The 25,902-nt window shown below is 73.9% G+C and carries 28 protein-coding genes and 1 pseudogene; 12 read left to right on the forward strand and 17 right to left on the reverse strand.

From position 1 onward, the window contains the following. The first annotated feature begins 75 nt into the window (after window positions 1-75). Together pruA and FB470_RS30320 are read left to right on the forward strand one after the other, a co-directional pair. The gene (gene pruA / locus FB470_RS30315) at window positions 76-1,701 is read left to right on the forward strand and encodes an L-glutamate gamma-semialdehyde dehydrogenase (protein WP_306996998.1); all 1,626 of its coding nucleotides are present in this window, start codon (window positions 76-78) and stop codon (window positions 1,699-1,701) included. 10 nt (window positions 1,702-1,711) lie between these two features. Next, window positions 1,712-2,620 carry a proline dehydrogenase family protein gene (locus tag FB470_RS30320; protein ID WP_306997000.1) on the forward strand — a complete coding sequence of 303 codons (909 nt, stop codon included), beginning with the start codon at window positions 1,712-1,714 and terminating at the stop codon, window positions 2,618-2,620. On the opposite strand, the gene FB470_RS30325 is transcribed toward FB470_RS30320, so the two are convergent. Genes FB470_RS30325 through FB470_RS30345 form a run of 5 tightly spaced genes read right to left on the reverse strand, consistent with a single transcriptional unit; the run spans window position 2,610 to window position 7,297 of the window. Then, window positions 2,610-3,590: a serine hydrolase domain-containing protein gene (locus FB470_RS30325; RefSeq protein ID WP_306997002.1), complete on the reverse strand. Its 981-nt coding sequence runs from the start codon at window positions 3,588-3,590 to the stop codon at window positions 2,610-2,612. The two genes, FB470_RS30320 and FB470_RS30325, sit on opposite strands and share 11 nt — an antisense overlap. A 33-nt stretch (window positions 3,591-3,623) precedes the next feature. Beyond that, entirely contained in the window at window positions 3,624-4,781 is a 1,158-nt protein-coding gene (locus FB470_RS30330; protein ID WP_306997003.1) for an LLM class flavin-dependent oxidoreductase, read from the reverse strand. Window positions 4,782-4,783: 2 nt separating this feature from the next. After that, window positions 4,784-5,791 (reverse strand): ABC transporter substrate-binding protein, encoded by a 1,008-nt coding sequence (locus FB470_RS30335; RefSeq protein ID WP_306997005.1) that lies wholly within the window; start codon window positions 5,789-5,791, stop codon window positions 4,784-4,786. After that, a complete protein-coding gene (locus FB470_RS30340; RefSeq protein ID WP_306997007.1) occupies window positions 5,778-6,488 on the reverse strand; it encodes an ABC transporter ATP-binding protein in 711 nt (236 codons plus the stop codon). Before FB470_RS30340 ends, FB470_RS30335 begins: the two co-directional genes overlap by 14 nt. Continuing rightward, on the reverse strand, window positions 6,473-7,297 hold the full coding sequence (locus FB470_RS30345; RefSeq protein WP_306997009.1) for an ABC transporter permease: 825 nt from the start codon (window positions 7,295-7,297) through the stop codon (window positions 6,473-6,475). Before FB470_RS30345 ends, FB470_RS30340 begins: the two co-directional genes overlap by 16 nt. 169 nt (window positions 7,298-7,466) lie before the next feature. Between FB470_RS30345 and FB470_RS30350 the strand changes: the two genes are divergently transcribed. Next, window positions 7,467-7,805, forward strand: a complete 339-nt coding sequence (locus FB470_RS30350) for a cupin domain-containing protein (protein ID WP_306997012.1) — start codon at window positions 7,467-7,469, stop codon at window positions 7,803-7,805. Here the strand turns inward: FB470_RS30350 and FB470_RS30355 are convergent. After that, window positions 7,798-8,208: a winged helix-turn-helix domain-containing protein gene (locus FB470_RS30355; RefSeq protein ID WP_306997014.1), complete on the reverse strand. Its 411-nt coding sequence runs from the start codon at window positions 8,206-8,208 to the stop codon at window positions 7,798-7,800. The two genes, FB470_RS30350 and FB470_RS30355, sit on opposite strands and share 8 nt — an antisense overlap. 88 nt (window positions 8,209-8,296) lie before the next feature. Here FB470_RS30355 and FB470_RS30360 point away from each other — a divergent pair, with 88 nt between their 5' ends. The 3 genes from FB470_RS30360 (at window position 8,297) to FB470_RS30370 (ending at window position 11,293) form a co-directional block, all read left to right on the forward strand. After that, window positions 8,297-9,058 (forward strand): IclR family transcriptional regulator, encoded by a 762-nt coding sequence (locus tag FB470_RS30360; RefSeq protein ID WP_306997016.1) that lies wholly within the window; start codon window positions 8,297-8,299, stop codon window positions 9,056-9,058. Between the two features lie 85 nt (window positions 9,059-9,143). Beyond that, window positions 9,144-10,073, forward strand: a complete 930-nt coding sequence (locus FB470_RS30365) for a PDR/VanB family oxidoreductase (RefSeq protein WP_306999564.1) — start codon at window positions 9,144-9,146, stop codon at window positions 10,071-10,073. A gap of 14 nt (window positions 10,074-10,087) precedes the next feature. Next, window positions 10,088-11,293: a cytochrome P450 gene (locus tag FB470_RS30370; RefSeq protein WP_306997018.1), complete on the forward strand. Its 1,206-nt coding sequence runs from the start codon at window positions 10,088-10,090 to the stop codon at window positions 11,291-11,293. Here the strand turns inward: FB470_RS30370 and FB470_RS30375 are convergent. From FB470_RS30375 to FB470_RS30395, 5 genes are read right to left on the reverse strand one after another with little or no spacing between them, the layout of a single operon-like run. Beyond that, window positions 11,274-11,843 (reverse strand): ABC transporter permease, encoded by a 570-nt coding sequence (locus FB470_RS30375; protein ID WP_306997020.1) that lies wholly within the window; start codon window positions 11,841-11,843, stop codon window positions 11,274-11,276. The genes FB470_RS30370 and FB470_RS30375 overlap by 20 nt on opposite strands. Before the next feature lie 27 nt (window positions 11,844-11,870). Continuing rightward, on the reverse strand, window positions 11,871-12,731 hold the full coding sequence (locus FB470_RS30380) for an FtsX-like permease family protein (protein ID WP_306997022.1): 861 nt from the start codon (window positions 12,729-12,731) through the stop codon (window positions 11,871-11,873). Between the two features lie 2 nt (window positions 12,732-12,733). Beyond that, window positions 12,734-13,243, reverse strand: a complete 510-nt coding sequence (locus tag FB470_RS30385; protein WP_370876608.1) for an ABC transporter ATP-binding protein — start codon at window positions 13,241-13,243, stop codon at window positions 12,734-12,736. Next, window positions 13,240-13,464, reverse strand: coding sequence for a hypothetical protein (locus FB470_RS30390; protein ID WP_306997024.1), 225 nt, complete (start codon window positions 13,462-13,464; stop codon window positions 13,240-13,242). Before FB470_RS30390 ends, FB470_RS30385 begins: the two co-directional genes overlap by 4 nt. Before the next feature lie 15 nt (window positions 13,465-13,479). Further along, the gene (locus FB470_RS30395; RefSeq protein ID WP_306997026.1) at window positions 13,480-14,328 is read right to left on the reverse strand and encodes a universal stress protein; all 849 of its coding nucleotides are present in this window, start codon (window positions 14,326-14,328) and stop codon (window positions 13,480-13,482) included. Between the two features lie 57 nt (window positions 14,329-14,385). Between FB470_RS30395 and FB470_RS30400 the strand changes: the two genes are divergently transcribed. After that, a complete protein-coding gene (locus tag FB470_RS30400; RefSeq protein ID WP_306997028.1) occupies window positions 14,386-15,327 on the forward strand; it encodes a zinc-binding dehydrogenase in 942 nt (313 codons plus the stop codon). Between the two features lie 29 nt (window positions 15,328-15,356). On the opposite strand, the gene FB470_RS30405 is transcribed toward FB470_RS30400, so the two are convergent. Beyond that, complete coding sequence (locus FB470_RS30405) at window positions 15,357-16,199, reverse strand: DMT family transporter (RefSeq protein ID WP_306997030.1); 843 nt, start codon at window positions 16,197-16,199, stop codon at window positions 15,357-15,359. 52 nt (window positions 16,200-16,251) lie between these two features. Here FB470_RS30405 and FB470_RS30410 point away from each other — a divergent pair, with 52 nt between their 5' ends. Then, window positions 16,252-16,803, forward strand: coding sequence for a CGNR zinc finger domain-containing protein (locus tag FB470_RS30410; RefSeq protein WP_306997031.1), 552 nt, complete (start codon window positions 16,252-16,254; stop codon window positions 16,801-16,803). Between the two features lie 197 nt (window positions 16,804-17,000). On the opposite strand, the pseudogene FB470_RS30415 reads toward FB470_RS30410, so the two are convergent. Both FB470_RS30415 and FB470_RS30420 read right to left on the reverse strand, forming a co-directional pair. Next, window positions 17,001-17,167 (reverse strand): annotated as a pseudogene (locus tag FB470_RS30415) (IS5-like element ISMra2 family transposase); the annotation flags it as partial. A 74-nt stretch (window positions 17,168-17,241) separates the two neighbouring features. After that, window positions 17,242-18,276, reverse strand: coding sequence for a DNA polymerase IV (locus tag FB470_RS30420; RefSeq protein ID WP_306997033.1), 1,035 nt, complete (start codon window positions 18,274-18,276; stop codon window positions 17,242-17,244). Between the two features lie 38 nt (window positions 18,277-18,314). On the opposite strand from FB470_RS30420, the gene FB470_RS30425 reads away from it, so the two are divergent. Continuing rightward, the gene (locus FB470_RS30425) at window positions 18,315-19,082 is read left to right on the forward strand and encodes a class I SAM-dependent methyltransferase (RefSeq protein WP_306997036.1); all 768 of its coding nucleotides are present in this window, start codon (window positions 18,315-18,317) and stop codon (window positions 19,080-19,082) included. A 3-nt stretch (window positions 19,083-19,085) separates the two neighbouring features. On the opposite strand, the gene FB470_RS30430 is transcribed toward FB470_RS30425, so the two are convergent. Both FB470_RS30430 and FB470_RS30435 read right to left on the reverse strand, forming a co-directional pair. After that, complete coding sequence (locus tag FB470_RS30430) at window positions 19,086-21,002, reverse strand: primary-amine oxidase (protein WP_306997038.1); 1,917 nt, start codon at window positions 21,000-21,002, stop codon at window positions 19,086-19,088. A gap of 15 nt (window positions 21,003-21,017) precedes the next feature. Next, window positions 21,018-22,418, reverse strand: a complete 1,401-nt coding sequence (locus tag FB470_RS30435; protein WP_306997040.1) for an APC family permease — start codon at window positions 22,416-22,418, stop codon at window positions 21,018-21,020. A gap of 240 nt (window positions 22,419-22,658) precedes the next feature. Here FB470_RS30435 and FB470_RS30440 point away from each other — a divergent pair, with 240 nt between their 5' ends. The 3 genes from FB470_RS30440 to FB470_RS30450 all read left to right on the forward strand — a co-directional run bounded on the left by FB470_RS30440 (window position 22,659) and on the right by FB470_RS30450 (window position 25,417). After that, window positions 22,659-24,098 carry an APC family permease gene (locus tag FB470_RS30440; protein WP_306997041.1) on the forward strand — a complete coding sequence of 480 codons (1,440 nt, stop codon included), beginning with the start codon at window positions 22,659-22,661 and terminating at the stop codon, window positions 24,096-24,098. After that, window positions 24,095-24,841 (forward strand): IclR family transcriptional regulator, encoded by a 747-nt coding sequence (locus FB470_RS30445; RefSeq protein WP_306997043.1) that lies wholly within the window; start codon window positions 24,095-24,097, stop codon window positions 24,839-24,841. Before FB470_RS30440 ends, FB470_RS30445 begins: the two co-directional genes overlap by 4 nt. 81 nt (window positions 24,842-24,922) lie before the next feature. Further along, window positions 24,923-25,417 carry a pyridoxamine 5'-phosphate oxidase family protein gene (locus tag FB470_RS30450; RefSeq protein WP_306997045.1) on the forward strand — a complete coding sequence of 165 codons (495 nt, stop codon included), beginning with the start codon at window positions 24,923-24,925 and terminating at the stop codon, window positions 25,415-25,417. Window positions 25,418-25,432: 15 nt separating this feature from the next. On the opposite strand, the gene FB470_RS30455 is transcribed toward FB470_RS30450, so the two are convergent. Continuing rightward, window positions 25,433-25,894, reverse strand: a complete 462-nt coding sequence (locus tag FB470_RS30455) for a hypothetical protein (protein ID WP_306997047.1) — start codon at window positions 25,892-25,894, stop codon at window positions 25,433-25,435. Window positions 25,895-25,902: the final 8 nt, after the last annotated feature.

Raw genomic sequence — 25,902 nt, forward strand, 5'->3', positions numbered from 1 at the left:
CCGATCGGACAACCTTCCGCGGTCTTCGCGCTCCTAGCGTTGAGACATCCCGCACGTCGACGAGAAGGAGCAGCCGTGGACGCCGTGACCACCGTGCCCACCCCGGTCAACGAGCCGGTCCTGCAGTACGCGCCGGGCAGCCCGGAACGCGCCGAGGTGCAGGCAGCGCTCGCCGAGCTGGCGAAGGAACCCGTCGAGCTGACCGCGACGATCGGCGGCGAGCAGCGGATGGGCGGCGGGCCCCGGGTCGACGTCGTCCAGCCGCACAACCACCGCGCCGTCCTGGGCACCTTCGGCTCCGCCGCCCAGCAGGACACCCGTGACGCACTCGCCGCCGCCCGTGCGGCCGCCCCGGCGTGGCGGAAGCTGTCCTTCGACGACCGCGCGGCGATCCTGCTGCGCGCCGCCGACCTGCTCACCGGCCCGTGGCGGGCGACGCTCAACGCCGCCACCATGCTCGGCCAGTCCAAGACGGTGTTCCAGGCCGAGATCGACTCCGCGTGCGAACTCGCCGACTTCTGGCGCTTCAACGTCTCCTTCGCCCGCCGCCTGCTCGCCGAGCAGCCCGCCAGCTCGCCGGGCGTGTGGAACCGGACCGACCACCGGCCGCTGGAGGGCTTCGTCTACGCCATCACCCCGTTCAACTTCACCGCGATCGCCGGCAACCTGCCGACCGCGCCCGCTCTGATGGGCAACGTGGTGCTGTGGAAGCCCTCCCCGACGCAGACCTTCGCCGCGCACCTGACCATGCGGCTGCTGGAGGAGGCCGGCCTGCCGCCGGGCGTGATCAACCTGCTGCCCGGGGACGGGCCGGCCGTCTCGGAGGTCGCGCTGGCCTCGCCGGACCTGGCCGGCATCCACTTCACCGGATCGACCCGCACCTTCCGGCACCTGTGGTCGCAGGTGGGCGCGAACATCGCGAACTACCGCACCTACCCGCGCATCGTCGGCGAGACCGGCGGCAAGGACTTCGTCCTGGCCCACCCCTCGGCCGACGTCGACGTGCTGCGCACCGCGCTGATCCGCGGCGCTTTCGAGTACCAGGGCCAGAAGTGCTCGGCCGCCTCGCGGGCCTACCTGCCGCGCTCGGTGTGGAACCGGATGCGGGACGACTTCCTGGCCGAGGTCGAGTCGCTCACCATGGGCGATGTCACCGACCTGGGCAACTTCATGGGCGCGGTGATCGACCGGCGCTCGTTCGACAAGCTGTCCGGGGTGCTGGACCGCGCCCGCGGCGACGACCGGCTGGAGATCCTCGCGGGCGGCACCGCCGACGACAGCGACGGCTTCTTCGTGCGCCCGACCGTGCTGCGCTCGGACGACCCGGAACACGAGGTGTTCACCACCGAGTACTTCGGCCCGGTGCTCGCGGTGCACGTCTACGACGACGCCCGGTACGACACCGTGCTGCGGCAGATGGAAGGCGTCGCGCCCTACGGGCTGACCGGGTCGATCATCGCGACCGACCGGGCCGCGATCGCGCACGCCACCGAGGAGCTGCGGTTCGCCGCGGGCAACTTCTACGTCAACGACAAGCCGACCGGCGCGGTCGTCGGCCAGCAGCCCTTCGGCGGCGGCCGGGCGTCGGGCACCAACGACAAGGCCGGGTCCGTCCACAACCTGCTCCGCTGGGTGAGCCCGCGCTCGATCAAGGAGACGTTCGTGCCGCCCACCACCGTCGGCTACCCCCACCAGGGCTGAGGAGGCCGCCATGTTGCGCACCGCGTTGCTCGCCGCCGCCGGGTCGCCGGGGTGCCGGTCGCTCGTCGAACGGTCCCCGCTGACCCGTCCGGTGGTCCGCCGCTTCGTCGCCGGGTCCGGAGTGGACGAAGCGGTGGCCGCGACCGCCGCCCTGGCCGGCACTGGCCGGGCGGTCACGCTCGACCACCTCGGCGAGGACACCACCGACGCGTCGAGGGCCGCGGCGACCGTCAAGGCCTACGTCGAACTGCTGACCCTGCTGGCCGATCACGGCCTCGCCGGCGGCGCCGAGGTGTCGGTGAAGCTGTCCGCCGTCGGGCAGCGGCTGCCCGACGGCGACCGGGTGGCCCTGGACAACGCCCGCCGCATCTGCGAAGCCGCGGCCGCGGCGGGCACCACGGTCACGCTCGACGCGGAGGACCACACCACGACCGACGCCACGCTCGGCGTGCTGCGCGAGCTGCGCGCGGACTTCCCGTGGACCGGCGCGGTCCTGCAGGCCTATCTGAGGCGGACCGAACAGGACTGCCGCGACCTCGCCCACGCGGGCTCGCGGGTCCGCCTGTGCAAGGGCGCCTACTCGGAGCCGGCCTCGGTCGCGTTCCCGGAGCGGTCCGAAGTGGACCGTTCGTACGTGCGGTGCCTGCGGGTGCTGATGGCCGGCGACGGGCACCCGATGGTCGCCACGCACGATCCGCGGATGATCGCCATCGCCGAGGAGCTGGGCCGCGGCCGGCCGGACTGGGAGTTCCAGATGCTGTACGGCATCCGCGACGCCGAGCAGCGGCGGCTCGCCCGCGACCACACCGTGCGCGTGTACGTCCCGTACGGCGACGAGTGGTACGGCTACTTCATGCGGCGGCTGGCCGAGCGCCCGGCGAACCTCGCGTTCTTCCTGCGGGCACTGGTCAGGCGGTGAGCTCCGCGAGCCGGCGCGCGAGCGGCCAGGCCCCCTCGGCGGTGTTGGACAGCACCGTGCAGGTGACCTCCGGGCGGTACGCGGTCCGGAACGACACGCCGGCGTCGTAGCCCTCGAGGACGACCGCGTCGCCGTCGAGCCAGAACCCCAGGCCGTAGCGCATGGCCTCGGAGGGCACGCCACTGCGGGCGGCGGTCATCTCCCGCACCCGCGAGAGCGGGACGATCCGGCCCGCGAACAACGCGGCCCAGAAGGCGTGGACGTCGGCGGCGGTCGAGTAGACGCCGCCGTCCCCGCTGCCGGTGACGGGCAGGTGGAACACGTTGGTCCGCGTCTGGCCGAGATAGCCGAGCGCGACCCCGGCCGCGGGTTCGTCGGACCGCAGGAACGCCGTGGCGGCCATGCCCGCGGGCTCGCAGACCAGCTCGCGGACCAGATCCGGGAACGGGCGGCGGGCGGCGCGCTCGGCGAGCAGGGCGAGCACGACGTAACCGCTGTTGCAGTAGGAGAACCGCTGCCCGGGCGGGAACTTCGGCGGATGGCCGTCGAGCACGCCCAGGTAGTCCTCCGTGGACTCCAGTTCGTGCACGGGCACCGGCAGGACGTGGTCGGTGACCGGCCGGCCGGCCTCCTCGTCGCAGTAGTCCCCGATGCCCGAGGTGTGCGCGAGCAGGTGCCCGACCGTCACCTCGTCACCGATCAACGGCAGGTCGGCGCCGAGCAGCGACCGCGCGGTGGTGTCCAGTCCGAGCACGCCGCGCTCGGCCAGCGCGGCGATCGTCAGCGCCGTGAGCCCCTTGGTGCCACTGGCCAGCGCGAAGCGGGTGCCGACGGTGTTGCGCACCCGCAGCCCCCGGTGGGCGAAGCTGTAGGCCTTCGCGAACGTGCGGCCGCCGGAGTCCACCCGGACGACACCGGAGAACCCGGTTCCGGCGGCCACCGCGTCGACGATCTCCTCCACCCGGTCCATCGTGCCCGGTGGAGGAGATCGTCACACCTGCTTTTACTGCGCGGCGACGTGCCGTTCCTCCGGCAGTCCCACCCGCCGGTCCCGCGTGCCGCGCAGCAGCCCGCGGTGCGCCAGCTCGGGCAGCACGCCCTCGGCGAACCAGTACGCCTCCTCCAGGTGCGGGTACCCGGACAGCACGAACTCCTCGATGCCGAGCGCGTGGTACTCCTCGACCAGGTCGGCGACCTCGGCGTGGCTGCCGACCATCGCCGTGCCGGCGCCGCCGCGGACCAGGCCGATCCCCGCCCACAGGTTCGGGTGGATCTCCAGCCCGCGCACTCCCCGGCCGAGCCCGCCGCCGTGCAGGGCGACCATCCGGCGCTGCCCCTCCGACTCGCTGGCCGCCAGCTGTGCCTGTGCCTTCGCGACCTGCTCGGGGCTGAGCGCGTCGAGCAGCTTCCCCGCCTCCGCCCACGCCTCGGCCGAGGTGTCCCGGGAGATGGTGTGCAGCCGGATGCCGAAGCGGATCGTGCGGCCCCGCGCCTGCGCCAGTTCCCGCACGCGCCGGATCTTGTCCGCGACCTGCGCCGGGGGCTCGCCCCAGGTCAGGTAGACGTCGGCGTGCCGGGCCGCGACCGGCAGCGCGGCCGGCGACGAGCCGCCGAAGTACAGCGGCGGCACCGGGTCCGGCGGCGCGAGCACCGTGGCGCCCTCGACCGACAGGTGCTCCCCGGTGAAGTCGAAGGGCTCGCCGCTCCACACGCCGCGCGCGATCGTGAGGAACTCGTCGGTGCGGGCGTAGCGCCGGTCGTGGTCGTGGAAGTCGCCGAACCGCTTCTGCTCGATCGAGTCGCCGCCGGTGACGATGTTGAGCAGCAGCCGCCCGCCGGAGATCCGCTGGTAGGTGGCGGCCATCTGCGCGGCCAGCGTCGGCGAGATGACGCCGGGCCGGAAGGCGACGAGGTACTTCAGCCGCGTGGTCTCGCGGATCAACGCGGCCGTGGTCAGCCACGCGTCCTCGCACCACGTGCCGGTCGGGGTCAGCACGCCCTCGAACCCGAGCTGCTCGGCGGCGCGCGCGACCTGCGCCAGGTAGCCGATGTCGGCGTCGCGTTGCGCGACCGGTCCGCGCGATCGGTTCGCGTGGAAGCGTTCCACGATCGTGCGCCCGTCGCCGGACGTGGGCAGGAACCAGTGCGGTGTGATCGTCATCGTCATCCCCTCACGGCGGCCAGATCGGCGGCGAACCGGGTATCGGTGAACTCGGCGAAGTCGACTTTGCCGGGCAGGACCCCGTCGTCGGTGAACGCGTCGGCGAGCTCCTGCTCCGAGGCGATCACGGTCGCGTCCAGGGCGACCGGCACGTCCGGCCCGTTGCGGGCGGCGGCCAGCGCCACCTCGGGAGCCAGGCCGGTGTCGGCGGCCCAGGCCCGGCCCCAGTCGTCGCGATGCGCGTCCGCCCAGTGCTGCGCCTTGGCGATGCGCACGACGTAGTCCCGGATCGCGGCGTTCTTCCCGGCGTCGGACAGTGCGGCGTTCCCGGCGACCTGGAACGTGTAGCCGTTGGCGATGCCCGTGCCGTCGACGAGGGTGCGCGCACCGGCCTCGAGCTTGGCCTGCGCGGTGTAGGGGTCCCACACCGCCCACGCGTCGATCTGGTGCCGGGTGAACGCGCCGTAGGCGTCGGCGGGCTGCAGGAACGACAGCTTGACGTCCTTCGTGGACAGTCCGGCCTTGCGCAGGTTCAGCAGCACCTGGCCGTGCGCGGAGCTGCCCTTGGCGACGCCGATCGTCTTGCCCTTGAGGTCGGTGATCGACCGCGCGGCCGAGTCGGCGGGCACCAGCAGGGCGTCGCCGCGGACGTCGCCCTGGGCCGAGCTGACGATCGAGATCTTCGCCTTCGCGGCGGCGGAGAAGATCGGCGGTGTGTTGCCGACCCCGCCGACGTCGATCGCGCCCGCCGAGGCGGCCTCCAGCAACGGTGGCCCGGAGGTGAAGGTGGACCACTCGATCCGGTAGGGCAGGTCACCCAGCAGGCCGGCGGCCTTGAGCAGCGCGTGGGAGCCGCCCTTCTGGTCGCCCACCTTGAGGGTCACCTTCGCCAGGTCGGCCGCGCTCACCGGCGGCGGCACGGACGGGCCCGGCGATTCGGTCCCGCCGCCACACGCGGTGAGGCTCAGCGCGAGCGCCGCGACGACGGTGAGAACTCTAGGCAATCGCATGATCGGTCACTCCCAGATCGGCCAGCACCCTGGCGCGAACGTCGATGTGGTCGGACAGGGTGCGCGGACGCGGGTGGTCCAGCGCGTGCTCGGCGACGATCCGGCCCTCCCCCAGCACGAGGACGCGGTCGGCCAGCAGCAGCGCCTCGTCCACGTCGTGGGTCACCAGCAGCACACCCGGCCGGTGCTCGGTCCACAGGTCCTCGACGAGGCGGTGCATCGCCAGCCGCGTCAGGGCGTCCAGCGCGCCGAACGGCTCGTCGAGCAGCAGCAGGTCCGGTTCGCGGACCAGGGCCCGCGCCAGCGAGACCCGCTGCGCCTCGCCGCCGGAGAGGGTGCGCGGCCAGGCGTCGGCGTGACCGGCCAGGCGGACCTCGGCCAGGGCTTGTTCGGCGAGCGCCCGGTCGCGGCCGCGGCCCGGCAGGCCGAGGACGACGTTGCGCCACACCCGGCGCCACGGCAGCAGCCGCGGCTGCTGGAACGCCACCGACACCGCCCCGTCGACGACGACCTCGCCCTCGATGTCGGCGTCCAGCCCGGCGAGGATCCGCAGCAGCGTCGACTTGCCCGAGCCGCTGCGGCCGAGCAGGGCGACGAACTCGCCGCGCGCGATCTCGGCGTCCACATCGGACAGGACGGTGCGCTCGCCGAAGCGTTTGGTCAGGCCGCGCACCCGGGCGGTCAGTTCCCGCGCCATCGCAGCGCCCTCCGTTCGATCAGGCGGACCAGCGCGTCGGTGATCAGGCCCAGCGCGGCGTAGACGATCAGGCCCACGACGATCACGTCGGTGCGCAGGAACTCGCGCGCGTTGTTGATCAGGTAGCCCAGACCCGCGTCGGCGTTCACGGTCTCCCCGACGATCAGCGCCAGCCACGCGACGCCGAGCGACTGCCGCAACCCAACCAGGGTCTGCGGCACCGCGGACGGCAGCACCACGTGGACCAGCCGTTCCCAGCGGGTGAACCCGAGCGCCGTGGTGGCCTCGACCAGATGGTCGTCGACCGTGCGGATCCCGGCGTGGACGTTGAGGTACAACGGGAACGCCACACCCAGCGCGACCAGGACGATCTTCGGTTCCTCGCCGATGCCGAACCACAGGATGAACAACGGGATCAGGCCGAGGAACGGCAGCGTGCGCAGCATCTGCACCGGCGGGTCGATGAGCACACCGCCCCAGCGCGACAGACCGGCGACCACGCCGAGGACCAGCGCGACGCCGGCGCCGAAGACGAACCCGAGACCCACCCGCACGATCGACACGGCGAACGCCTCACCCAGCTCGCCCGAGCGCGCGGTCTCGACACCGGCCTGCAGCACCGTCCACGGTGAACTCAACTGGTCCGGGGACAGCACGCCCGTCGAGCTGGCCAGCTGCCACAGGACGAGCAGCGCGACCGGGCTGATCCAGCGGCGCAGGTCGGGCAGGCGGCGTCTCCGGGACGGACGCGGCGGCGACCCGGAAACCTCCTCGGGGCGCGCGAGAACGTCCGTTGCGGAAAGCGACACGACTTTCTCCCAAGTTTTCGGGGATTTCGAGGAGAAATGCTTCCCGCCACGAACGGGTGGGTCAACGCCGTCCCGGATGCCGGACCCGGTTCCCCTGAACAGCCCCGACTTTCTTTCACCGTGTCCGGAAACCGTTGACAGCCGGGGCAAACACGGCGAAGGTGGGCCGATGACCGACTTCCGCACGCTGACCCACGTCGAAGGACTCGAGCTCACCGGCGGCCCCGGCCGGTTCCGGGTGCTGCGGGAGAGTCCGCGGGGACTGCTGCTGGAGATCTGCTACCCGGCGGGCGTCGCGTCGCCCGAGCACTCGCACGACCACGACAGCTTCGTCTACGTGCTCTCGGGCGAGCTGACGGGCACCATCGACGGCGAACCGGTGCGGCTGGGGCCCGGCGACACGGCGGTCCACCCGCGCGGGGTGCCGCACACGGTGGCGGCCGTGACGGACGGGCGGTGGCTGGAGTTCAAGGCGCCGGCGCCCGAGGTGGGGCGCGTGCTCAGGTGATGTCGGCGCGCCCGTCGAAGCGGTAACCGACGCCGCGGACGGTGGTGATCAGGGAGCGGCCGATCTTCGAGCGCAGCTTGCGGATGTGCACGTCGATGGTGCGGCCGCGGCTCGGACCGGGCAGGCGCCAGACGTCCGCGGTGAGCGCCTCCCGGTCGAAGACGCGGCCAGGGTGGCGGGCCAGGTGCAGCAGCAGCTCGTACTCCAGGCGGGTGAGCCCGACCTCGGTGCCGTGCGAGAGGACCCGCCGCGCGGTGGTGTCGATCCGCAGTGCGGCCGCGGGCTCCAGGGCGTCCAGCGCTTCGCTGATGAGCGCCCCGATCCGGTCCGGGTCCCCGTGCACGACGATGTGCAGTTCGACGGCGCCGTCCGGTCGGTCGACCCGGGTCAGGGACTGCGTCATGACCCCATCGAGCCAGGGTCGGGCGGGTGGGTCAATCGCGTCCCGGTGGGTGGGCCGGGATCACCGGACGGCGTGCGACACTCGTCCCGTGGCCAGGAAGCCGACCGGGGAGTCCGTCCTCGCGCGCGCGGTGCGGATCTTCGAGGCGTTCACGCCGGAGGAACCCGTGCTGCAGGTCTCCGAGATCGCCCGGCGCACGGGACTGCACCTGGCCACCGCGTCGCGGCTGGTGGCCGAGCTCGCCGCGCACGGGCTGCTCGCCCGGGACGACGATCGCCGGGTGCGGATCGGCGTGCGGTTGTGGGAGCTGGCCCTGCGCGCCTCCCCCACCGCCACGCTGCGCGACACCGCGATGCCGTTCATGGAGGACGTCCACGCGGTCGTCGGCCACCACGTGCAGCTCGGTGTCCTCGACGGCGACGAGGTGATCTTCCTGGAACGCCTCTCCGCGCCGAAAGGGGTCATCAACTACACCCGCATCGCGGGACGGCTGCCGCTGCACGCCTCGTCCTCCGGGCTGGTCCTGCTCGCCCACGGGCCCGCGGACCTGCGCGACCGCATCCTCGCCGCCCCCATGCAGGCCTACACCGCGAACACCATCACCACGTCCGCCCGGCTGCGCCGCGCGCTCGCCGACATCCGCAAGCAGGGCTTCGCCTGGTGCCCCGGACACATCCACGAGGAGGCCCTCGGGGTGGCCGTCCCCGTCCGCGACGCGCGCGGCACCGTCGTCGCGGCCCTGTCGGTCATCGTGCCCAACACCGCCGAAAGCCGGGCCGTCACCGGGATCCTGATGACCGCCGCGCGCGGCGTCACCCGCTCCCTCCCGCCTTCACCTCTCATTCATTGAGAACCCGCTCGCCGCCGCCGTCCGCCGAACCGCATCCTCGTGCCGGACAGAACCAGCGCGAGGAGGCGTTCCGGTGAGCGAAGTCGTGCCCCTGCGGGTCACCGCACGAGAACCACGCGCCGACGGGGTACTGGCCCTGACCCTGGCCCGGCCCGACGGCGGACGGCTGCCCGACTGGACCCCCGGCGCGCACATCGACCTCGTGCTCCCGGCCGGCACGACCCGCCAGTACTCGCTCTGCGGCGACCGCTGGGACGCGCACACCTACCGGATCGGCGTGCTGCGCGAACCGCACGGTCGCGGCGGCTCCGCCTACGTGCACGACCACCTGCGCGTCGGCGACCACGTCGGCGTCGGCGGGCCGCGCAACAACTTCCCGCTCGTCCCCTCGCCGCGGTACCTGTTCATCGCCGGGGGCATCGGCATCACCCCCCTGCTGCCGATGATCGCCCAGGCCGCCCTGCTCGGCGCCGACTGGACCCTGCTCTACGGTGGCCGCCGCCGCGACTCGATGGCCTTCACCGACGAACTGGCGGTCCACGGCGAACGCGTCCACCTGGTGCCGGAGGACGAGCGCGGCCTGCTCGACCTCGCCACCTGGCTCGGCACCCCGCGCCCGGACACCAAGGTCTACTGCTGCGGGCCGGCGCCGCTGCTGGCCGCGGTGGAAGCCGCCTGCCGCCACTGGCCGCCGCACTCCCTGCACGTCGAGCGCTTCACCGCGCGGGAACAGGCGCCGGTGCGGGACGAGCCGTTCGAGGTCGAGCTGCGCCGCACGGGCACCACGGTCACCGTCCAGCGCGAGGTGTCGGTGCTCGACGCGGTGCGCCGGGCGGGCGTGGACGTGCTGTCCTCCTGCCGCCAGGGCACCTGCGGCACGTGCGAAACCGGTGTCCTGGACGGGATCCCGGACCACCGCGACGCGATCCTCGGCGACGACGAACGCGCCGCGGGCGACTGCATGTTCGTGTGCGTGTCCCGCTCCTGCACCGACCGTCTCGTCCTCGACCTGTGACCACGGAGGCCACCATGACCGGCACCCTCGCCCCGCCCGTCGACGACACCGACCCGTTCGGCCACGACGTCCTCGCCGAACCCGGGCCCCTGCACGCCCGGTTGCGCGACGCCGGGCCGGTCGTCCACCTGAGCCGCTACGACGTCTACGCCCTCGCGCGGTACGAGCACGTGCACGCCGCGCTGGTGGACTGGCAGGACTTCTCCTCCGCCGCGGGCGTGGGACTGGCCGACTTCCACACCGAGAAGCCCTGGCGCCCGCCGAGCCTGCTGCTGGAAGCCGATCCACCGCACCACGACGCGCCGCGCCGCGTGCTGTCCGGCATCCTCGGGCCGCGCGCGCTGCGGAAACTGCGCCAGGAGTGGTTCGCCGCCGCCGAGGAGCTGGTCGAGCGGACCCTGACCGCCGAACTCGACGTCGTCCCGGCGCTGGCCGAGGCGTTCCCGCTGCGCGTGTTCCCGGACGCGGTCGGCATCGGCCGCGAGGGGCGGGAGAACCTGCTGCCCTACGGCAATTTCGCCTTCAACGCCTTCGGCCCGCGCAACGACCTCGTCACCGAACTCGCCCCGCGGATGCCGCGGTGGTCGGGCTGGGTGACCGAGCAGTGCGCCCGCGAGGCGCTCGGCGCGGACGGCTTCGGCGCCGCGATCTGGGCGGCCGCCGACCGGGGCGAGATCACGCCCGAGCAGGCGCCGCTCGTGGTCCGGTCCCTGCTGACCGCCGGGGTGGACACCACCGTGCACGGCCTGGCCGCGGTGCTCTACGCCTTCGCCACCCATCCGGAGCAGTGGGACCGGCTGCGCGATCAGCCCCACCTGGCCCGGGTGGCCTTCGACGAGGCGGTGCGCTGGCAGTCGCCGGTGCAGACGTTCTTCCGCACCGCCACGACCGGCACCCGGATCGGCTGCGTGACCATCCCGGCGGGCCGCAAGATCCTCATGTTCCTCGGCGCCGCCAACCGGGATCCGCGGCGCTGGGCCGATCCGGACGTCTTCGACCTGGGCCGCGACCCCTCCGGGCACGTCGGGTTCGGCATGGGCCTGCACCAGTGCGTCGGGCAGCACGTCGCCAGGCTGGAGGCCGAGGCGCTGCTGACCGCACTGGCGAAGCGGGTGCGCCGGTTCGAGCTGCTCGGACCGGGCACCCGCCACCTCAACAACACCCTGCGGGCCTGGAAGTCGCTGCCGATGCGGCTGCACCTCACTCCGCCGCGCCGGTGAGCGACACCGGGTTCGGCCGGGTCGCGGACAGCGCCGTCCACAGGCTCGTCACGCCGGTCACCGCGAACGCGCCCGCCACCACGACGGCGATCAGGCCCCACGGGACCACCAGGACCGTCTGCCCGGTGACGCGGCCGGTGGCCGACGAGATGCCGATCAGCGTCAGCGCGGCCGCGAGACCGCCCAGGACCAGGCCGATCCCGGTGACCGCACCGGACTCGAGCACCGCCGAACGCACCACCTGACCGCGGGTCAGGCCGGTCACCCGCGCCACGGCGAACTCGCGGCGGCGGTCCGCGGCCGCGATGACCACGGCGTTGATCACCGCGATCAGCGCGTACAGCCCGGCCGGGCCCATGATCACCGTCATGATGCCGTTGCCGGTATCCTGCTGCCGGGAGCCGGCCGCGGCGAGGTAGTCGTCCACTGTGGTCACTTCGCCGCGGGTGGCGAGGTGCGCGCGCACCGCCGCGGCGTCGGCTCCGGGGGCGAGCCGCACGACCCCCTGGGGCAGCAGGAATTCCGCACCGCCGAGGGATTCCGGTAGCACGGCCACCACCCGCAGGTCCAGTCGCGGTCACCGATCCGCACGGTCACGGAGCTGCCGGCCGGCGGGAAACCGGCGGCGACCGCGATGCTGGCGCCGGTCAGGTCGGCCAGCGATCCGCTCGCGGGGCCGCGGGTGTGGGTGGCGGTGTAGGCGGCCGGGTCGACGACAGTGGCGACCCCCTGCTCGGTCTCGGTGTCGACGCCGGAGTCGGGGTCGGGGTCCTCGGTGCGGGTGATGACCGAGACCGGTACCCGGCTCTGCGGGGACACCACCCCACCAACGTCCAGATCCGACGGTCCGGTCGTGGTGACCACCAGGTCGCCGCGGAGGCCGGCGCGTTTCGCGCAGGGCCTCCATCGGCCGGACCTTCGCGGCCCGCCGGGACGCGGCGAGCACGCCCACCACCGCCACACCCAAGCCGACACCCGGGGAGACGCCGAGGATCCAGTCCTGCCGGCGCGCGGTGAACGTCGCCGGGACGAACCCGAGGTCGTGCAGCAACCAGGTCTGCGCGCGCATCGCCAGCAGGCCGAGCGGGACGCCGGCGCCGGTGCCGATCACGCCCAGCAGCAGGGCTTCCGACAGCAGCAGGCGGCGCACCTGGCCGCGGGCGCCACCGACGAGCCGCAGCAGCGCGAGGTCGCGGCGGCGCTGGGCGACCGTGAAGGCGAAGGTCGAGCTGACGATGAACACCGCGAGGAACGCGGAAACGGCCGGCGTCAGGCCGAGCAGGGTGATCGCCTCGACGGCCTCGCCGCCCGCGGTCGCCGCGGACACGAGGATCAGCAGCGACGACTGGACGAGCGCGACGCCGAGGCACACGGTCAGGATCGCGCCGAGGAACAGCTGCCAGCGGTCGGTGAAGGTGTGCCAGGACAGGCGCAGCACGGTCAGGCCTCCAGCCGGGCCAGGCGGTCGGCGACCTCGCGCGCGGTCGGTGCCGTGGCGTGGTCGACGATCCGGCCGTCGCGCAGGAACACCACCGACTCGGCACTGGCCGCGGCGGCGGGGTCGTGGGTCACCATCACGATGCTCTGGCCGCCGGTGACGAGTTCGCGCAGCAGCCCGAGGACGTTCCGGGCCGCGGTGGAGTCGAGGGCGCCGGTGGGTTCGTCGGCGAAGAGCACGCGGGGCCGGGTGACCATGGCGCGGGCGATCGCGACCCGCTGCTGCTGGCCGCCGGACAGCTCCCGCGGCCGGTGCCGGCGGCGCTCGTCCAGCCCGACGGCGGCGAGCACCGCGCGAACATCCTTGGTGGACGGACGGGCACCGGCGAGCCGCAGCGGCAAGGCGACGTTCTGTTCCGCGGTGAGCGAGCGGATGAGGTGGAAGCTCTGGAAGACGAACCCGATGTCGCGGCGGCGCAGGGCGGTGAGGTCGGCGTCCCCGGCGGCGGTCACGACGCCGCGGGGAACGCGACGCTCACGCCGTCGAGCGCGCGCACGCTGTGGTGCCCGGCGCCGTAGGTGCGGGTGACCGCCCGCAGCTCGACGGCGGGCAGGGCGGGCGCGGTCCGCGCGGCGCGGGTTCCAGTGGCGTTGTCAGAGGGACGATCCCACCGCGAACGGACGCCGGGGGACAGCGGTGCCGGCCACCGGATGCGGGGTGGGGCCTGCCCCACCCCGCCACCCGCCGACTACTCCGGCCGGACCACGAGCACGGGACACTCCGCGTGGTGGATCAGCGCCTGGCTCGTCGAGCCGAGCACCAGTCCGCGGAACCCGCCCCGCCCGCGGCTGCCCACCACCACCAGCTGCGCCCGTGCGCTGCGGGACAGCAGCTCGTCCCGCGGCCGGTCCCGCACCACGACCCGCTCGACCGGCACGTCCGGGTAGCGCTCCCGCCAGCCGGCGAGCCGCTCGGCCAGCAGCCGCTGCTGTTCGCGCTCCACCTCGGCCCAGTCGAGGTCCGGGGCGGGCAGCGGGACACCGTAGTCGGCGTCGCTCCAGGCGTGGACCGCCACCAGCGGCACCTCGCGCCAGGCCGCCTCGTCGAAGGCGACCGCCAGTGCCCGCTCGCTGGTGGGGCTGCCGTCGACCCCCGCCACCACGGGGCCGCTCGCGTCCGGCCGCCCGCGCACCACCGCGACCGGGCAGTGCGCGTGCGCGCTCACCGACACCGCGGTCGATCCGGCCAACATCCCCGTGAACCCACCCCGGCCGGACGAGCCCAGGACGATCATCCGCGCCGTCCGCGACAGCTCCAGCAGCAGCGGAGCCGCCGGCTCCAGCGGCATCTCCGTCGACACCGTCACCTCGCCGGCCTCGCGCGCGGCGTCGGCGAGCAGCTGCTGCCCGGCGCGCTCCAGCTCGTCGAAGAAACTCTGCGGCACCGGCAGCCCGCCGTCGAACCGCCCGCCGGTGACGTCGGCGGCGTAGACCAGGCGCAGCGGCAGCTTGCGCAGCGCCGCCTCACCCGCCGCCCACCGCACGGCCTCCAGCGCCGCCGCCGAACCGTCCACACCCACCACGATCTCGTCCGCCATGTGCCCCACGCTACCCACGCTTGACCTCCACCGCGGTGGAGGTTGCAGCCTGGGCGCATGCGCGTGATCGAGGCGGAGCGGTTCGGCGGACCGGAGGTGCTGCGGGTCAAGACGGTGCCCGACCCGCGTCCCGGCCCGGGGCAGGTCGTGGTCGAGGTCAAGGTCGCGGGGGTGCTCTCGATCGACACGGTGATCCGGCGCGGCGAAGCCGGCGACCTGTTCCCGGTGTCCCCGCCCTACGTGCCCGGTGCCGGCGCGGCGGGGCAGGTCGCCGAACTCGGGGACGGGGTGGACCGGTCGTGGTGCGGGCAGTGGGTGCTGGCCGACGTCGACGGCGGCGGCTACGCCGAACAGGTCCTCGCGACACCCGGTCAGCTGATCCGCGTCCCGCCCGGGGTGGGGCTGCGCGAGGCGATGGCGCTGCTGCACGACGGCGCCACCGCGCTGGCGGTGTTCGAGCGGGCCGGTGTGCGGCGTGGCGAGACGGTGCTCGTCCAGCCCGCTGGGGGTGGGCTGGGCAGCCTGCTCGTGCAGCTCGCGCACGCGGCGGGGGCGCGGGTGACCGGCGCGGCCCGCGGTGCGGAGAAGCTGGAGACGGTACGCGCGCTGGGCGCGGACGCGGTGGTGGACTACAGCGAGCCGGGGTGGGCCACCCGGGTCGGCCCGGTGGACGTGGTGTTCGACGGCGTCGGCGGCGGGCTGGGCCGGGCGGCGGCGGAACTGGTGGTGCCGGGCGGGCGCTACTCCAACTACGGCTTCGCCGGGGGCGCACCGCTGCGGGCGGACGAGGTGAAGCCCGGTGTGACCGCCTACGGGCTGGACCAGCTGCACGACTACGCCCCGGGCCGCCGGGACCGGGCCCGCCGGATGCTCGGCCTGGCCGCCCGCGGCAAGGTGCGCACGGTCATCGGGCAGACCTTCCCGCTGGCCCGCGCCGCCGACGCCCACCGGGCGCTGGAGGCACGTGCCGCGAAGGGCAAGACCCTGCTGGTGGTCTAGGCCGTGCCCTGGATCGGGCGCGGACCGGTTCATCGGCGGGCGGCCACCACCGCGCCGGTGAGGACCAGGGCGCAGCCGATCAGCTGCGACGGTGACAGCCGCTCCCCCAGCACCAGCGCGCCCAGCACGACCGCGCCCACCGGGGTGAGCAGGAGCAGCACCGCGCCGACGTGACTGGGCAGCCGCGGCGCGCCGACCGCGACCAGCAGCCACCCCAGGACCTGCCCGGACACGGCGACCAGCACCAGCCAGCCGATCGCGGCCCAGCCGGGCGCGAGGTCGAGCCCGTACCCGAGCAGCCCGGCGATCGCGGAGACGATCGCCGCGGAGGCGGTCACCACGAAGTACGGCCGGCGGGTGCGGCCGTCCTGCCCGCCGCGCCGCAGCAGGAACAGGAACGCCGAGTAGCACAGCGCGGCCAGCGAGGCGTGGATCGCCCCGGCCAGTGGCGCCGGCCCGGTCGAACCGCCGGTCAGACCCGCCGCGAGCACCACCCCGGGCAGCACGAGCACCACGGCCAGGAGGTAGCGGGGCGGCACCCGCTCCCGGTCGACCAGCCACGCGATCAGCGGCACGATCACGACCTGCAGGTTCACCAGCACCGTCGACAGCCCGGCACCGACCTCGCCGATCGCCTGTGTCCACAACAGACTGTCACCGGCGAAGAACACCCCTGCGAGTGCCGCGCGGACGACGTCGGCCCGGCTCGCCGCCCCGGCTCGTTCCCGTGCGGCGAGCACCGCCAGCGGCGGCAGCGCGAGCAGGCAGCGGTAGAACGACGCCGTCCCCGGCGCGGTCCCGGACAGCTCGATCAGCACGGCCGAGGCGGAGACGGTCAGCGCCCCCGTCGCGACTCCCCAGGCAGGTCGCATCCCGTCCGGCTACCCCCTGGACCTAACGACCAAACGCGGTTATGGTCGTTAGATGTTCGTCGGTGGGCACGTGGCGCTGGACCTGGTGAACACGGTGGCCTGGCGGCTGGACCCGTCACGCCGGGAGGACCGGCTCCGCGACGACGAGGCGCTGCGCGACTGGGCGGTGTCCGCGGGGATCGCGTCCGGCCCGGCGGTGGCCGGCGGGGTGGCACAGGTGCGCGACCTGCGGGAGGCGGCCTACCGGGTGCTGCACCCGATGGCGACGGCGGGCTCCGCGCCGCGGCGGCGGGCGGCCGCGGACTTCGAGCCCCTGCGGGGCCCGGTACTGGACGCGCTGGCCCGGGCCGAGGTCGTGTCGGTGGTGCCGCTGGAGTGGCGGATCCCTGTCCGCGCGACGAGCGACCTGCCCGCGGCGCTGGCGCTGGAGGTGTGGCGGCTGCTGCAGTTCGAGGACCTGACCCGCCTGCGCCAGTGCGCCGACGACGGCTGCGGATGGCTGTTCCTCGACCGCAGCCGCAACGGCTCCCGCCGCTGGTGCAGCTCCGCCGACTGCGGCAACCGGGAACGGGCTCGACGCCACTACCGCCGCGGCCGGGCCTGATCCGGGCCCGCTGGGCGCGGCCAAACCAGTCCGCGCGCTGTGAGTCGTCGGAGCCGGAGGATGATGACGGCGACGGTGAGTTCGGCGTGGGTCGGTTCGGCACCGTGGTCGACGCGGTCCGATCCGGGCGACCGCGACCCCGTCGAGCAGCGGCACCAGCGGCGGGTTGTCCCCCGGCGTGGCCGGCGGTGAGCAGCACGCATCGGCAGGCCGCGCCCGTCGACGGCGAGGTGGATCGTGGTGCTCAGCCCGCCGCGGGAGCGTCCGAGTCCTTCCCCTGCGAGGGCGAGGGCGTCGACGGCGCGGGTGCAGCCCCCATTTTCCGGGCCCCAGCCGCGTGCCGGTGCGCCCGGACCACACCCGATCCGTCACCTCACCCCGACCACCACGCCCAAGATCAAACCAGAACCCACAGCCGGATCAATTACAGGACACCGCCTAGTCCGCGCGCTCGAACTCCGCGCGCACACCCAGCAAGCGCACCGGCCGGGTCCATTCGAAACGGTCCAACAGCGACAGTGCCGCGCGCTCGATCTCCCCGCGTTCCCGGGTCGGCGCGGGCAGGGTCAGGCTGCGGGTGAACGTGAGGAACGGCTTGAACCGCACCTTGACACCGATCCGCACCGCCGGGCGGCCCTCGGCCAGCACGTCCTCCGCGACGCGCGCCGCCAGCACCGACACCTGCTCGTCGACCGCGGCGCGGTCGGTCAAATCGGTCTGGAAGGTCGTCTCCCGGCTCCGCGAGCGCGCCACGTACGGCGTCGCGGTGACCTGGGTGTCGCCGGCGCCCTGGGCGAGCATCCGGTACCACGGGCCCATCGTCGGGCCGAAACGCGCGGCCAGCTCGTCCGGGTCCGCGAGCCCCAGGTGCCGGACCGTGGTCAGCCCGGCCTCCGCCAGCTTCTTCGCCGTCTTGCGCCCGATCCCCCACAGCGCGTCCGTGGGCAGGTCCGCCATCACCTCGACCCAGTTCGCCCGGGTCAGCCGGTAGGTACCGGCCGGTTTCGCGAACCCGGTCGCGATCTTGGCGCGCACCTTGTTGTCCCCGATCCCGACCGAGCACGACAGGCCGGTCGTCTCGGCGACCCGCCGCCGGATGTCCGCGGCCAGGCCCTCCGGGTCATCGGTGCGCGCGCCGACGAACGCCTCGTCCCACCCCAGCACCTCCACCACCACGGGGAACGAGCGCAGCGTCGCCATGACCCGTTCGGAGACCTCCTCGTAGGCCTCCTTGTCGACGGGCAGGAACACCGCGTCCGGACAGCGCTTCGCCGCCAGCCGCAACGGCAGGCCGGACTGGACGCCGAACTCGCGGGCCTCGTAGGACGCGGTGGCCACCACGGCCCGCTCCCCCGGGTCGCCGTTCCCGCCGACCACCACCGGTTTCCCGCGCAGCTCGGGGTGCCGGGCGACCTCGACCGCCGCGATGAACTGGTCCAGGTCCACGTGCAGGACCCAGTCGCCGGCAGACACGCGCTCCAATCTAGCCCGCCAGGCCCCACAATGACCCGGTGAACGCGCACCCGACCGGCTACGACGCGGAACTGCGACGGCACACCGAGGTCCTGCGCCGGGCCTGCGACATCCAGCTCCACGACCACGTCCTCGACCTCGGCTGCGGGGCCGGGCAGACCACCCGGCAGGCCGCCCGCGCCGCCCGGGCGGGCGGGGCGCTCGGGGTCGACATCTCCGCACCCGCCATCGAGCGCGCCCGCGAACTCGCCCGCGCCGAGGGGCTCGGCAACGTCACCTTCGAGCACGCCGACGCCCAGGTCCACCCCTTTCCGCCGCAGCGCTTCGACCTGGCGATCAGCAGGTTCGGCACGATGTTCTTCGCCGACCCCACCGCCGCGTTCAGCAACATCGCGCGCGCCCTGCACCCGGGCGGGCGCTTGGTGATGCTGGTCTGGCAGACCGCCGACCGCAACGACTGGGACATCGCCCTCCGCCGGGCCCTCGACGCCGAGGTGCCACCCGGCGGCCCGGACCCGTTCTCACTCGGCGAGCCGTCCACGGTGCGACAGGTCCTGGGCTCCGCCGGGCTCGCGGACGTCACCTTCACCGACATCCGCGAGCCGGTCTGCTACGGCCCCGACGTGCCCACCGCCCTCGACTGGGTCCGCGGGTTCACCTGCACCAGCCGGACACTGCGGCGGCTCGACCCCGCGACCGCGGCCCGCGCGGTCGAGCGTCTGCGCGAGACGCTCGCCGCGCGGCTGACCGGCGCGGGTGTCGAGTTCGGCTCCCGGGCCTGGCTCGTCACCGCTCGCCGGCCCTGACACTCAGCCCGCGTGACAGTGCCCGCCGCCCGACGGCGGGACGTCCAGCGTCGGGTTGCGGTCGAAGAAGCCGACCGGCTTCAGCTTGAACCCGGTGTAGTCCACCGGCATCACCGGCCAGTCCTCCGGACGCGGGAAGTGCGTCAGCCCGAAGGTGTGCCACAGCACGATGTCCTCGCCGTCGATGTCCCGGTCCGCCGCCGTCCACGCGGGCAGCCCGGCGCCGCCCGGATTCTGGTTCACCAGGTCACCGGCCGGGTACCGCTGGGCGTCGTCGTAGCGGGTCACCCACAGGTGCTTCGTCGCGAAGGTCGCGCGGGCGTGCACCGACGACGACTCGTCGGCCAGCAGCGTCGGCTGCCCCTCCGGGTACAGCACGTAGGCCGGGTTGCGCCCGAACCGGTTGCGCCGCTCCGGGTTGACGATGTGCCACACGCGCCCGCGCGTGTTGTCGGCCGCCCGCGCCGCCCCGGACTCGCGCCCCAGCCGCGTCCGGGCCTCGCGGAAGGCGTTGCCGTACGGGTTGGCCTCGCTCACCGGCACCCGCACCGCGTCCACCTCGTCCACGGCGTTGCGGTCGCCGTCCACACTGACGTCCAGCCGCGCGCAGAACAGGTGCTGGTGGTAGGGCGCGCCCAGGCCGGGCGCCATCTCGGTGGCGTACTCGTGTCCCTCCACCGGGTAGGCCGAGGTGAACGTGATCCCGGTGGCCTTCGCCTCCAGCTCGATCGTGCCGTCGAGGTAGAAGTACCAGTAGAACCCGTAGTCGTAGTTGCCGATCGTGGTGAAGAACGACACCACCAGCCGCCGCTGCCGCCGCGTCTCGTGCGAGCCGGCGAACATGTCGCTGTGCTTCCACAGCACGCCGAAGTCCTCTTCGTGCATGCAGATCGCCTTGCGGATGGTGCGCGGCTGCCCGAGGTCGTCGGCGACCACCGCGTCGAAGTAGCGGATCTCGCCCAGGCAGTCGCAGCCCAGTTCGAGCGAGTTGGTGTAGCGGGCGAACATGTACTCGCCGCAGTCGAAGTAGTTCTGCCAGAACCGCACCGGCGACGGGTCGGCGTAGGGCACCACCATCTCGGCCACCGACGCCCGGTAGAGCACCGGACGATCGTGGAAGGAGATCTGGTGCAGTGTCAGGCCTTCCCGCTCGTTGAAGCCCAGCCGCAGGTCCCAGTTCTCCCACCGCACGCGGTGGCCGTCGACGGTGAAGCTCGGGCCCTCCGGCTGCGTGATCTCGATCGGTTTGAGGCTGGTGCGGTGCGGCCCGGTCTGCGCCGGGTCGTCGAAGTTGCCGGGCTCGGCGGGCACCGGCAGCTCGCGGTGGTCGATCACGCGGGTCACCGCGCGGGCGGTCAGGTCGACGTAGGCGACCAGCCCGTCCACCGGGTGCGCCCACGGGTGGTCCTTCTCGTGCAGCTGCTGGAACCCCAGTGCCCGCACCACGCGCCGCCCGGTCTCCTCCGGGTGGTCGTAGGCGCCCGCGGACAGCGGCACCGCCCGCACGGTCGCCGGGTCCAGGCCGCGGCGCGAGAGGGCCTCGGTCCAGCGGGGTTCGGCGTTGAGGATGTCCTCGATGAGCTCGAACTCGGTGTCGATGATCGGCGGCTGGCCGTCGGTCACCGGGTCGATCTCCCGCACCGCGTCCACAGTGGACCTCGTCACCGACGCGACCACGTCCTTCGACGAGCCGTCGGCCAGGTCCAGCAGGATCGCCCGGAACCGGCGGTCCACCTCCTCGCCCGGCCGGTACGCCCGCACGGCGGCCTTGGCCGGTTCCTCCAGCGCCAGGAAGGCGAACCGGACGGACTCCGCGAGCAGGCCGGCCGCGGCCAGGATCTCGCGCACCGCGCCCACCTCGCCGGCGGTCATCGGGTCCAGCGGGTGCGTCGTGGTGGTGCGTTCTTCGGCGAGTGTCATGAGCAGTTCCTTCCGTCAGGCGAGGGCGGGTTCGGTGGCGGGCGAGCGCAGGACGGCCGAGAGGACGGCGCCGGCCGCGAACGCTCCGGCGAGCACGGCTCCGATGACGGCGGCCAGGCCGACCGAGCCGCCGATGAGGGTCGGGAAGTTGAGCACGGTCAGCACCAGGCAGGTGCCCAGCCCGGCCAGGCCGAGCACCGGCGCGGCGAAGGTGTGCCAGACGCGCCGGTCCACCCGCGTGCGGCGGAAGAACACCACCACGGCCAGGCAGGTCAGCGTCATGAGCACGAGCACGCCGAGGGTCGCGGTGCCGGCCATCCACGAGAACACCTGGGTGACCGGGTCCATCCCGGCCAGGGCGAACACCGCGATCAGCACGACCGCGCTCGCCGACTGCGCCAGCGACGCGACGTGCGGGGAACCGTGCCGGCCGTGGCTGCGGCCGCACGCCGCGGGCAGCGCGCCGGAGTTGCCGAGCGAGAACGCGTACCGGGCGATCACGTTGTGGAACGACAGCAGCGCGGCGAACAGGCTCGTCACCAGCAGGACCTGCACGACGTCCGCGCCCGCGGTGCCCAGGTAGCGCCCGACCGTGGTGATCAGCATGCTGCCCGGGTCGGCCCCGGCCTGCTCGACCGCGGCGGAGTCACCCCAGGCGGACACCACGGCCCAGCTGGACAGGGTGTAGAACCCGGCGATGAGCAGCAGCGACGCGTAGGTCGCCCGCGGGATGGTGCGGCCCGGGTCGCGGGCCTCGTCGCGGAACACCGCGGTGGCCTCGAACCCGATGAAGCTCGCGATCGCGAACATGATCGCGATGCCGACCGACCCGGAGCCGATCGACGCCGGCCGCAGGAACGCCGTCGACAGGCCGCCGGCCCCGCCGCGCGCGGCGACGACCGCGTCGAAGACGAGCACGATTCCGGCCTCGCACAGCAGCAGCACGCCGAGCACCTTGCTGCTCAGCTCGATGTGGCGGTAGCCGAGGAACCCGACCACGGCGAGCGCGGCCAGCGACCACACCCACCACGGCAACGCCGGGCCCCCGTAGTGCTGGACCAGGCCGTCGACGGCGGCGCCGAGGTAGCCGTAGACGGCCAGCTGCACCGCCGTGTAGGTGACCAGCGCGAGGAAGGCGGTGCCGAGCCCGGGCGCCCGGCCCAGCCCGCGCCGGACGTAGGCGTAGAACGCCCCGGCCTGCGGCACGTGACGGCTCATCGCGCAGAACCCGACCGCGAACAGCAGCAGGACCACGCAGCACAGCACGAACGTGGCGGGGAAGGCGGCGCCGTTGCCGAGCGCGAGGCCCAGCGGCACGCTGCCGGCGACGACCGTCAGCGGCGCGGCGGCCGCGACGACCATGAAGACGATGGAACCGGCACCCAGTGAACCGGCGAGGGACCGTGGCGAATCCATGAGACCTCCGGGGGAGGAGCGGGATTTCGATGACGGCTGCACAGCGTTGAGCAGCAACGTTGCGCCACGGGCGCATACCGGTCAAACCCCGGTCTCCGGCACCGGGAACTCCGGCGGGGGCGTTCTCGCAACGCGGGAACGGGCCGGGAGAAATTCTCATTCGGCCGCACGGAGCATGTTCGGAGGCGCAACCCCGGAGTTACAGTGCCAGGTTACCGTCCACAGAGGAGGAAGAACCGGATGCCGTTGCCACCCCGGGTGCTGCCGCCGCTGCGGCGCGAGTCCCCGATGTCCGGGCTCGACCGGCGCAACCTCGGCCCGCTCCAGGTGTTCGCGCAGTCGATCTCGGCGGCGGCACCCTCGGCGGCGATGGCGGCCGCGCCGGCGGTCGCGGCGGCCGCCGCGGGGTCGGGGGTCCTGTGGTCGTTCGTCGTGGCGACCGTGCTGGCGCTGCTCATCGGGCTGGGCATCGGGCAGTTCACCCGCCGCATGGCCGCCGCCGGGTCGCTGTACAGCCTGACCGCGAAGGGCCTGGGCGCGGTCGCGGCGTTCGCCTGCGGCTGCGCGCTGCTGGTCGGGTACGGGCTGCTCACCACGGCCGCGCTCACCGGCTCCGGCGTCTACCTGCAGGACCTGCTGGGGCGGGCCGGGATCGAGGTGGGCTGGGGCCTGGTCGCCGGGATCGTCCTCGTGCTGGGCGCGCTGGCGACCGTGTGCGTGCTGCGCGGCGTGCGGCTGTCGGCGCAGGTCGTGCTCGTGACCGAGGCGGTGTCGATCACGCTGATGCTGGTGGTGTTCGGGCTGTTGCTGGTCCGGGTCGGGCCGGACCTGGCGCCGGCGGCGCCGGACCGCGGCGTGGCCGGGATCGCGGCCGGGGTGCTGCCCGCGCTCGGCGCGTTCATCGGGTTCGAGGCGGCCGCGTCGTTCGGCGTCGAGGCGCGGCGGCCGTTCCGCACGGTGCCGCGCGCGGTGCAGGGCACGGCCGCGCTGTGCGGAGTGCTGTACCTGGTCGCGGCCTACACCCAGGTCGTCGGGCTGGGCCGGTTGCCGGGCGGGCTGGCCGGGCAACCCGAACCGGTGAGCACCCTCGCGGCGCTGCAACGGCTGCCGTGGCTGTCCTACCTGCTCGACCTCGGGATCGCGGCGTCGTTCTTCGCGTGCGCGCTCGCGACCGGCAGCGCGCTGGTGCGGGTGCTGCTGTCGATGGGGCGGGAGGGCGTGCTCCCGGCGGCGCTGGGCCGGACGCACCCGCGCTACCGCACCCCGCACGTCGCGATCCTGGTCGCGCTGCCGCTCGCCACGCTGCTGCCGGTGGTGCTGGTGGCGACCGGGACGAGCACGTCGTCGGCGTTCGTCACGCTGCTCAACGCCGCGGTGTTCGGGTACCTGGTGGCCTACCTGCTGGTGTGCGTGGCGGCGCCGGTGTTCCTCCACCGGATCGGCGAGCTGACCCGCGGCGCGCTGGCGGCGGCCGCCATCACCGCGCCCGCGCTGCTGGCCGCGCTGGTCGTGTTCACACTCGACAACCTCGGCGGGCCCTATCCGGCGCTGTTCGGGGCCTTCGTCCTGGCCGGGCTGGCGTGGCTGGGCTGGTTGCGGGCGCGCCGCCCGGCGCAGCTGGCCCGCATCGGGATCTACGACGAGACGTCGGAGGCCGACCTGCTGGGCGGTGAGCGGTGAGCCCGGAAACCCCGCTGTCCGGCCGCCAGCCCAAGGCCGTGCGCAGCGCGCTGGCCGTGCTCGAGGAGGTCGTGGCCGCCGGTCCGGGCGTCACCGCGAAGGAGATCTCGGCGGCGCTGAAACTCCCCCCGGCGACGACCTACCGGCTGCTGAACCTGCTGGTCGGCGAGGAGTACCTGGTGCGGCTGCCGGACCTGCGCGGGTTCGCGCTCGGCCGCCGGGCCGGCCGCCTGGCGACACCGGTGGCGGTGCGCCCGCCGGCGGCCGCGCGGGCGATCGTGGAGCACCTGCGGCAGCGGGTCCGCTGGGGCGTGCACCTGGCGTCCTACGCCGCCGGGCGGTTGACGCTGATCGACCCGGACCCCGACCACCCGCCCTCCGACGCGGCGCTGCTCGCCCGGTACCCGCACGTGTCCGCGCTGGGCAAGCTGCTGCTGGCCGACCAGCCCGACTGGCGGGCGATCGTGCGCGAGCTGCGGTCGTTCACCGGACGCACGATCGTCGAGGCCGACCACCTGGGCGCCGAGCTGGCCGAGGTGGCGCGCACCGGCCTGGCCCGGCAGTGCGGCGAGCTGCAGGAGCGCCGCGGTTGCCTGGCCGTGGCGATCCGGGACGTGGTCAGCGGCGAGCTGGTCGCCGGGCTGGCCGTGAGCGGCCCCGCCGAGCGGGTGGCCGAGCCGAACGGCGAGCTGGTCGCGTTGGTCCGCGACCACGCCGGGCAATTGGCACCACTTCTGGCGTAAGCGATGTCGAATCCGCGCGAACGGCTCCGTCCCACCCTCGACTGCGCCACGATGGGCGCACGCGAGGTGGAGGAGACGGACATGGAGCGCGACGAAGTTGCCGAGGTGCTGGCCAAGCCGATCTCGCGGCAGCTGCTGGAATCGTCGATCCCGGCCCGGCTGGCCTACGACGGCCTGGACGGCGACCCGCGGGTGATCCCGATCGGGTTCTGGACCGACGGCGGCAACCTGGTCATGGCGACCGTGCCGAACTCGGCGAAGGTCGCGGCGCTGCGGCGCAACCCGCGGGTGGCCATCACCATCGACACCCAGGACCAGTGGCCGCCGCGGGTGCTGCTGATCCGCGGCGCGGCCCGGCTCGACCTGGTCGACGGCGTGCCCGACGGCTACCTCGAGGCGTCCCGCAAGGTGACCCCGGCCGAGCAGTTCGAAACGTGGGAGCAGGGCGTGCGCGCCCTGTACGAGCAGATGGTCGTGATCACCGTCGAGCCCGACTGGGCGAAGCTGCTGGACTTCGAGACGACCATCCCGAAGGCGGTCGAGGACCTGATCCTGGCGCGGCAGGCCCGGTCCTGACGGACGACCGCCCGATCAGGTCCCGGCGGCCACGGCCACCACCCGGTCCGCCGCGACGTCGAACGCGAGGACCGGACGGCCACCGCCCTCCGGGGCCAGCAGCACCGGCTTGCCCAGGTGCCGTCCCAGCGCGGCGAACAGGCGGCAGACCGCGTCCACGCCGCGCTGTCCGCGCAGTTCGCGCAGGTCGATGTCGAAGTCGATCGTGCCCGCCTCGATCGGCCAGAAGTTGACCTGGAACCCGGGCTCGGGCCAGACCCGCAGCAGCCCGCCCGCGCCCAGCACCGCCGCGGCGGCCGGGAGCGGAAGCGGACCGGCATCCTCCGCGTAGGAGTGCGGCCAGCCCCGGGACACCACCAGGTCGAGCAGTGCCTGCCAGTCCTCCTGCCGCGTGCCCGGCACGTACCCGTCCGGCAGGGCGCCCATGACCCCGGGGTCGAACAGGTCCCGTACCTCGGCCCACCTCAGATCCGGCATCGCTCCAG

Origin of the sequence: Amycolatopsis thermophila, assembly GCF_030814215.1 — a bacterium.
GTDB lineage: Bacteria > Actinomycetota > Actinomycetes > Mycobacteriales > Pseudonocardiaceae > Amycolatopsis_E > Amycolatopsis_E thermophila.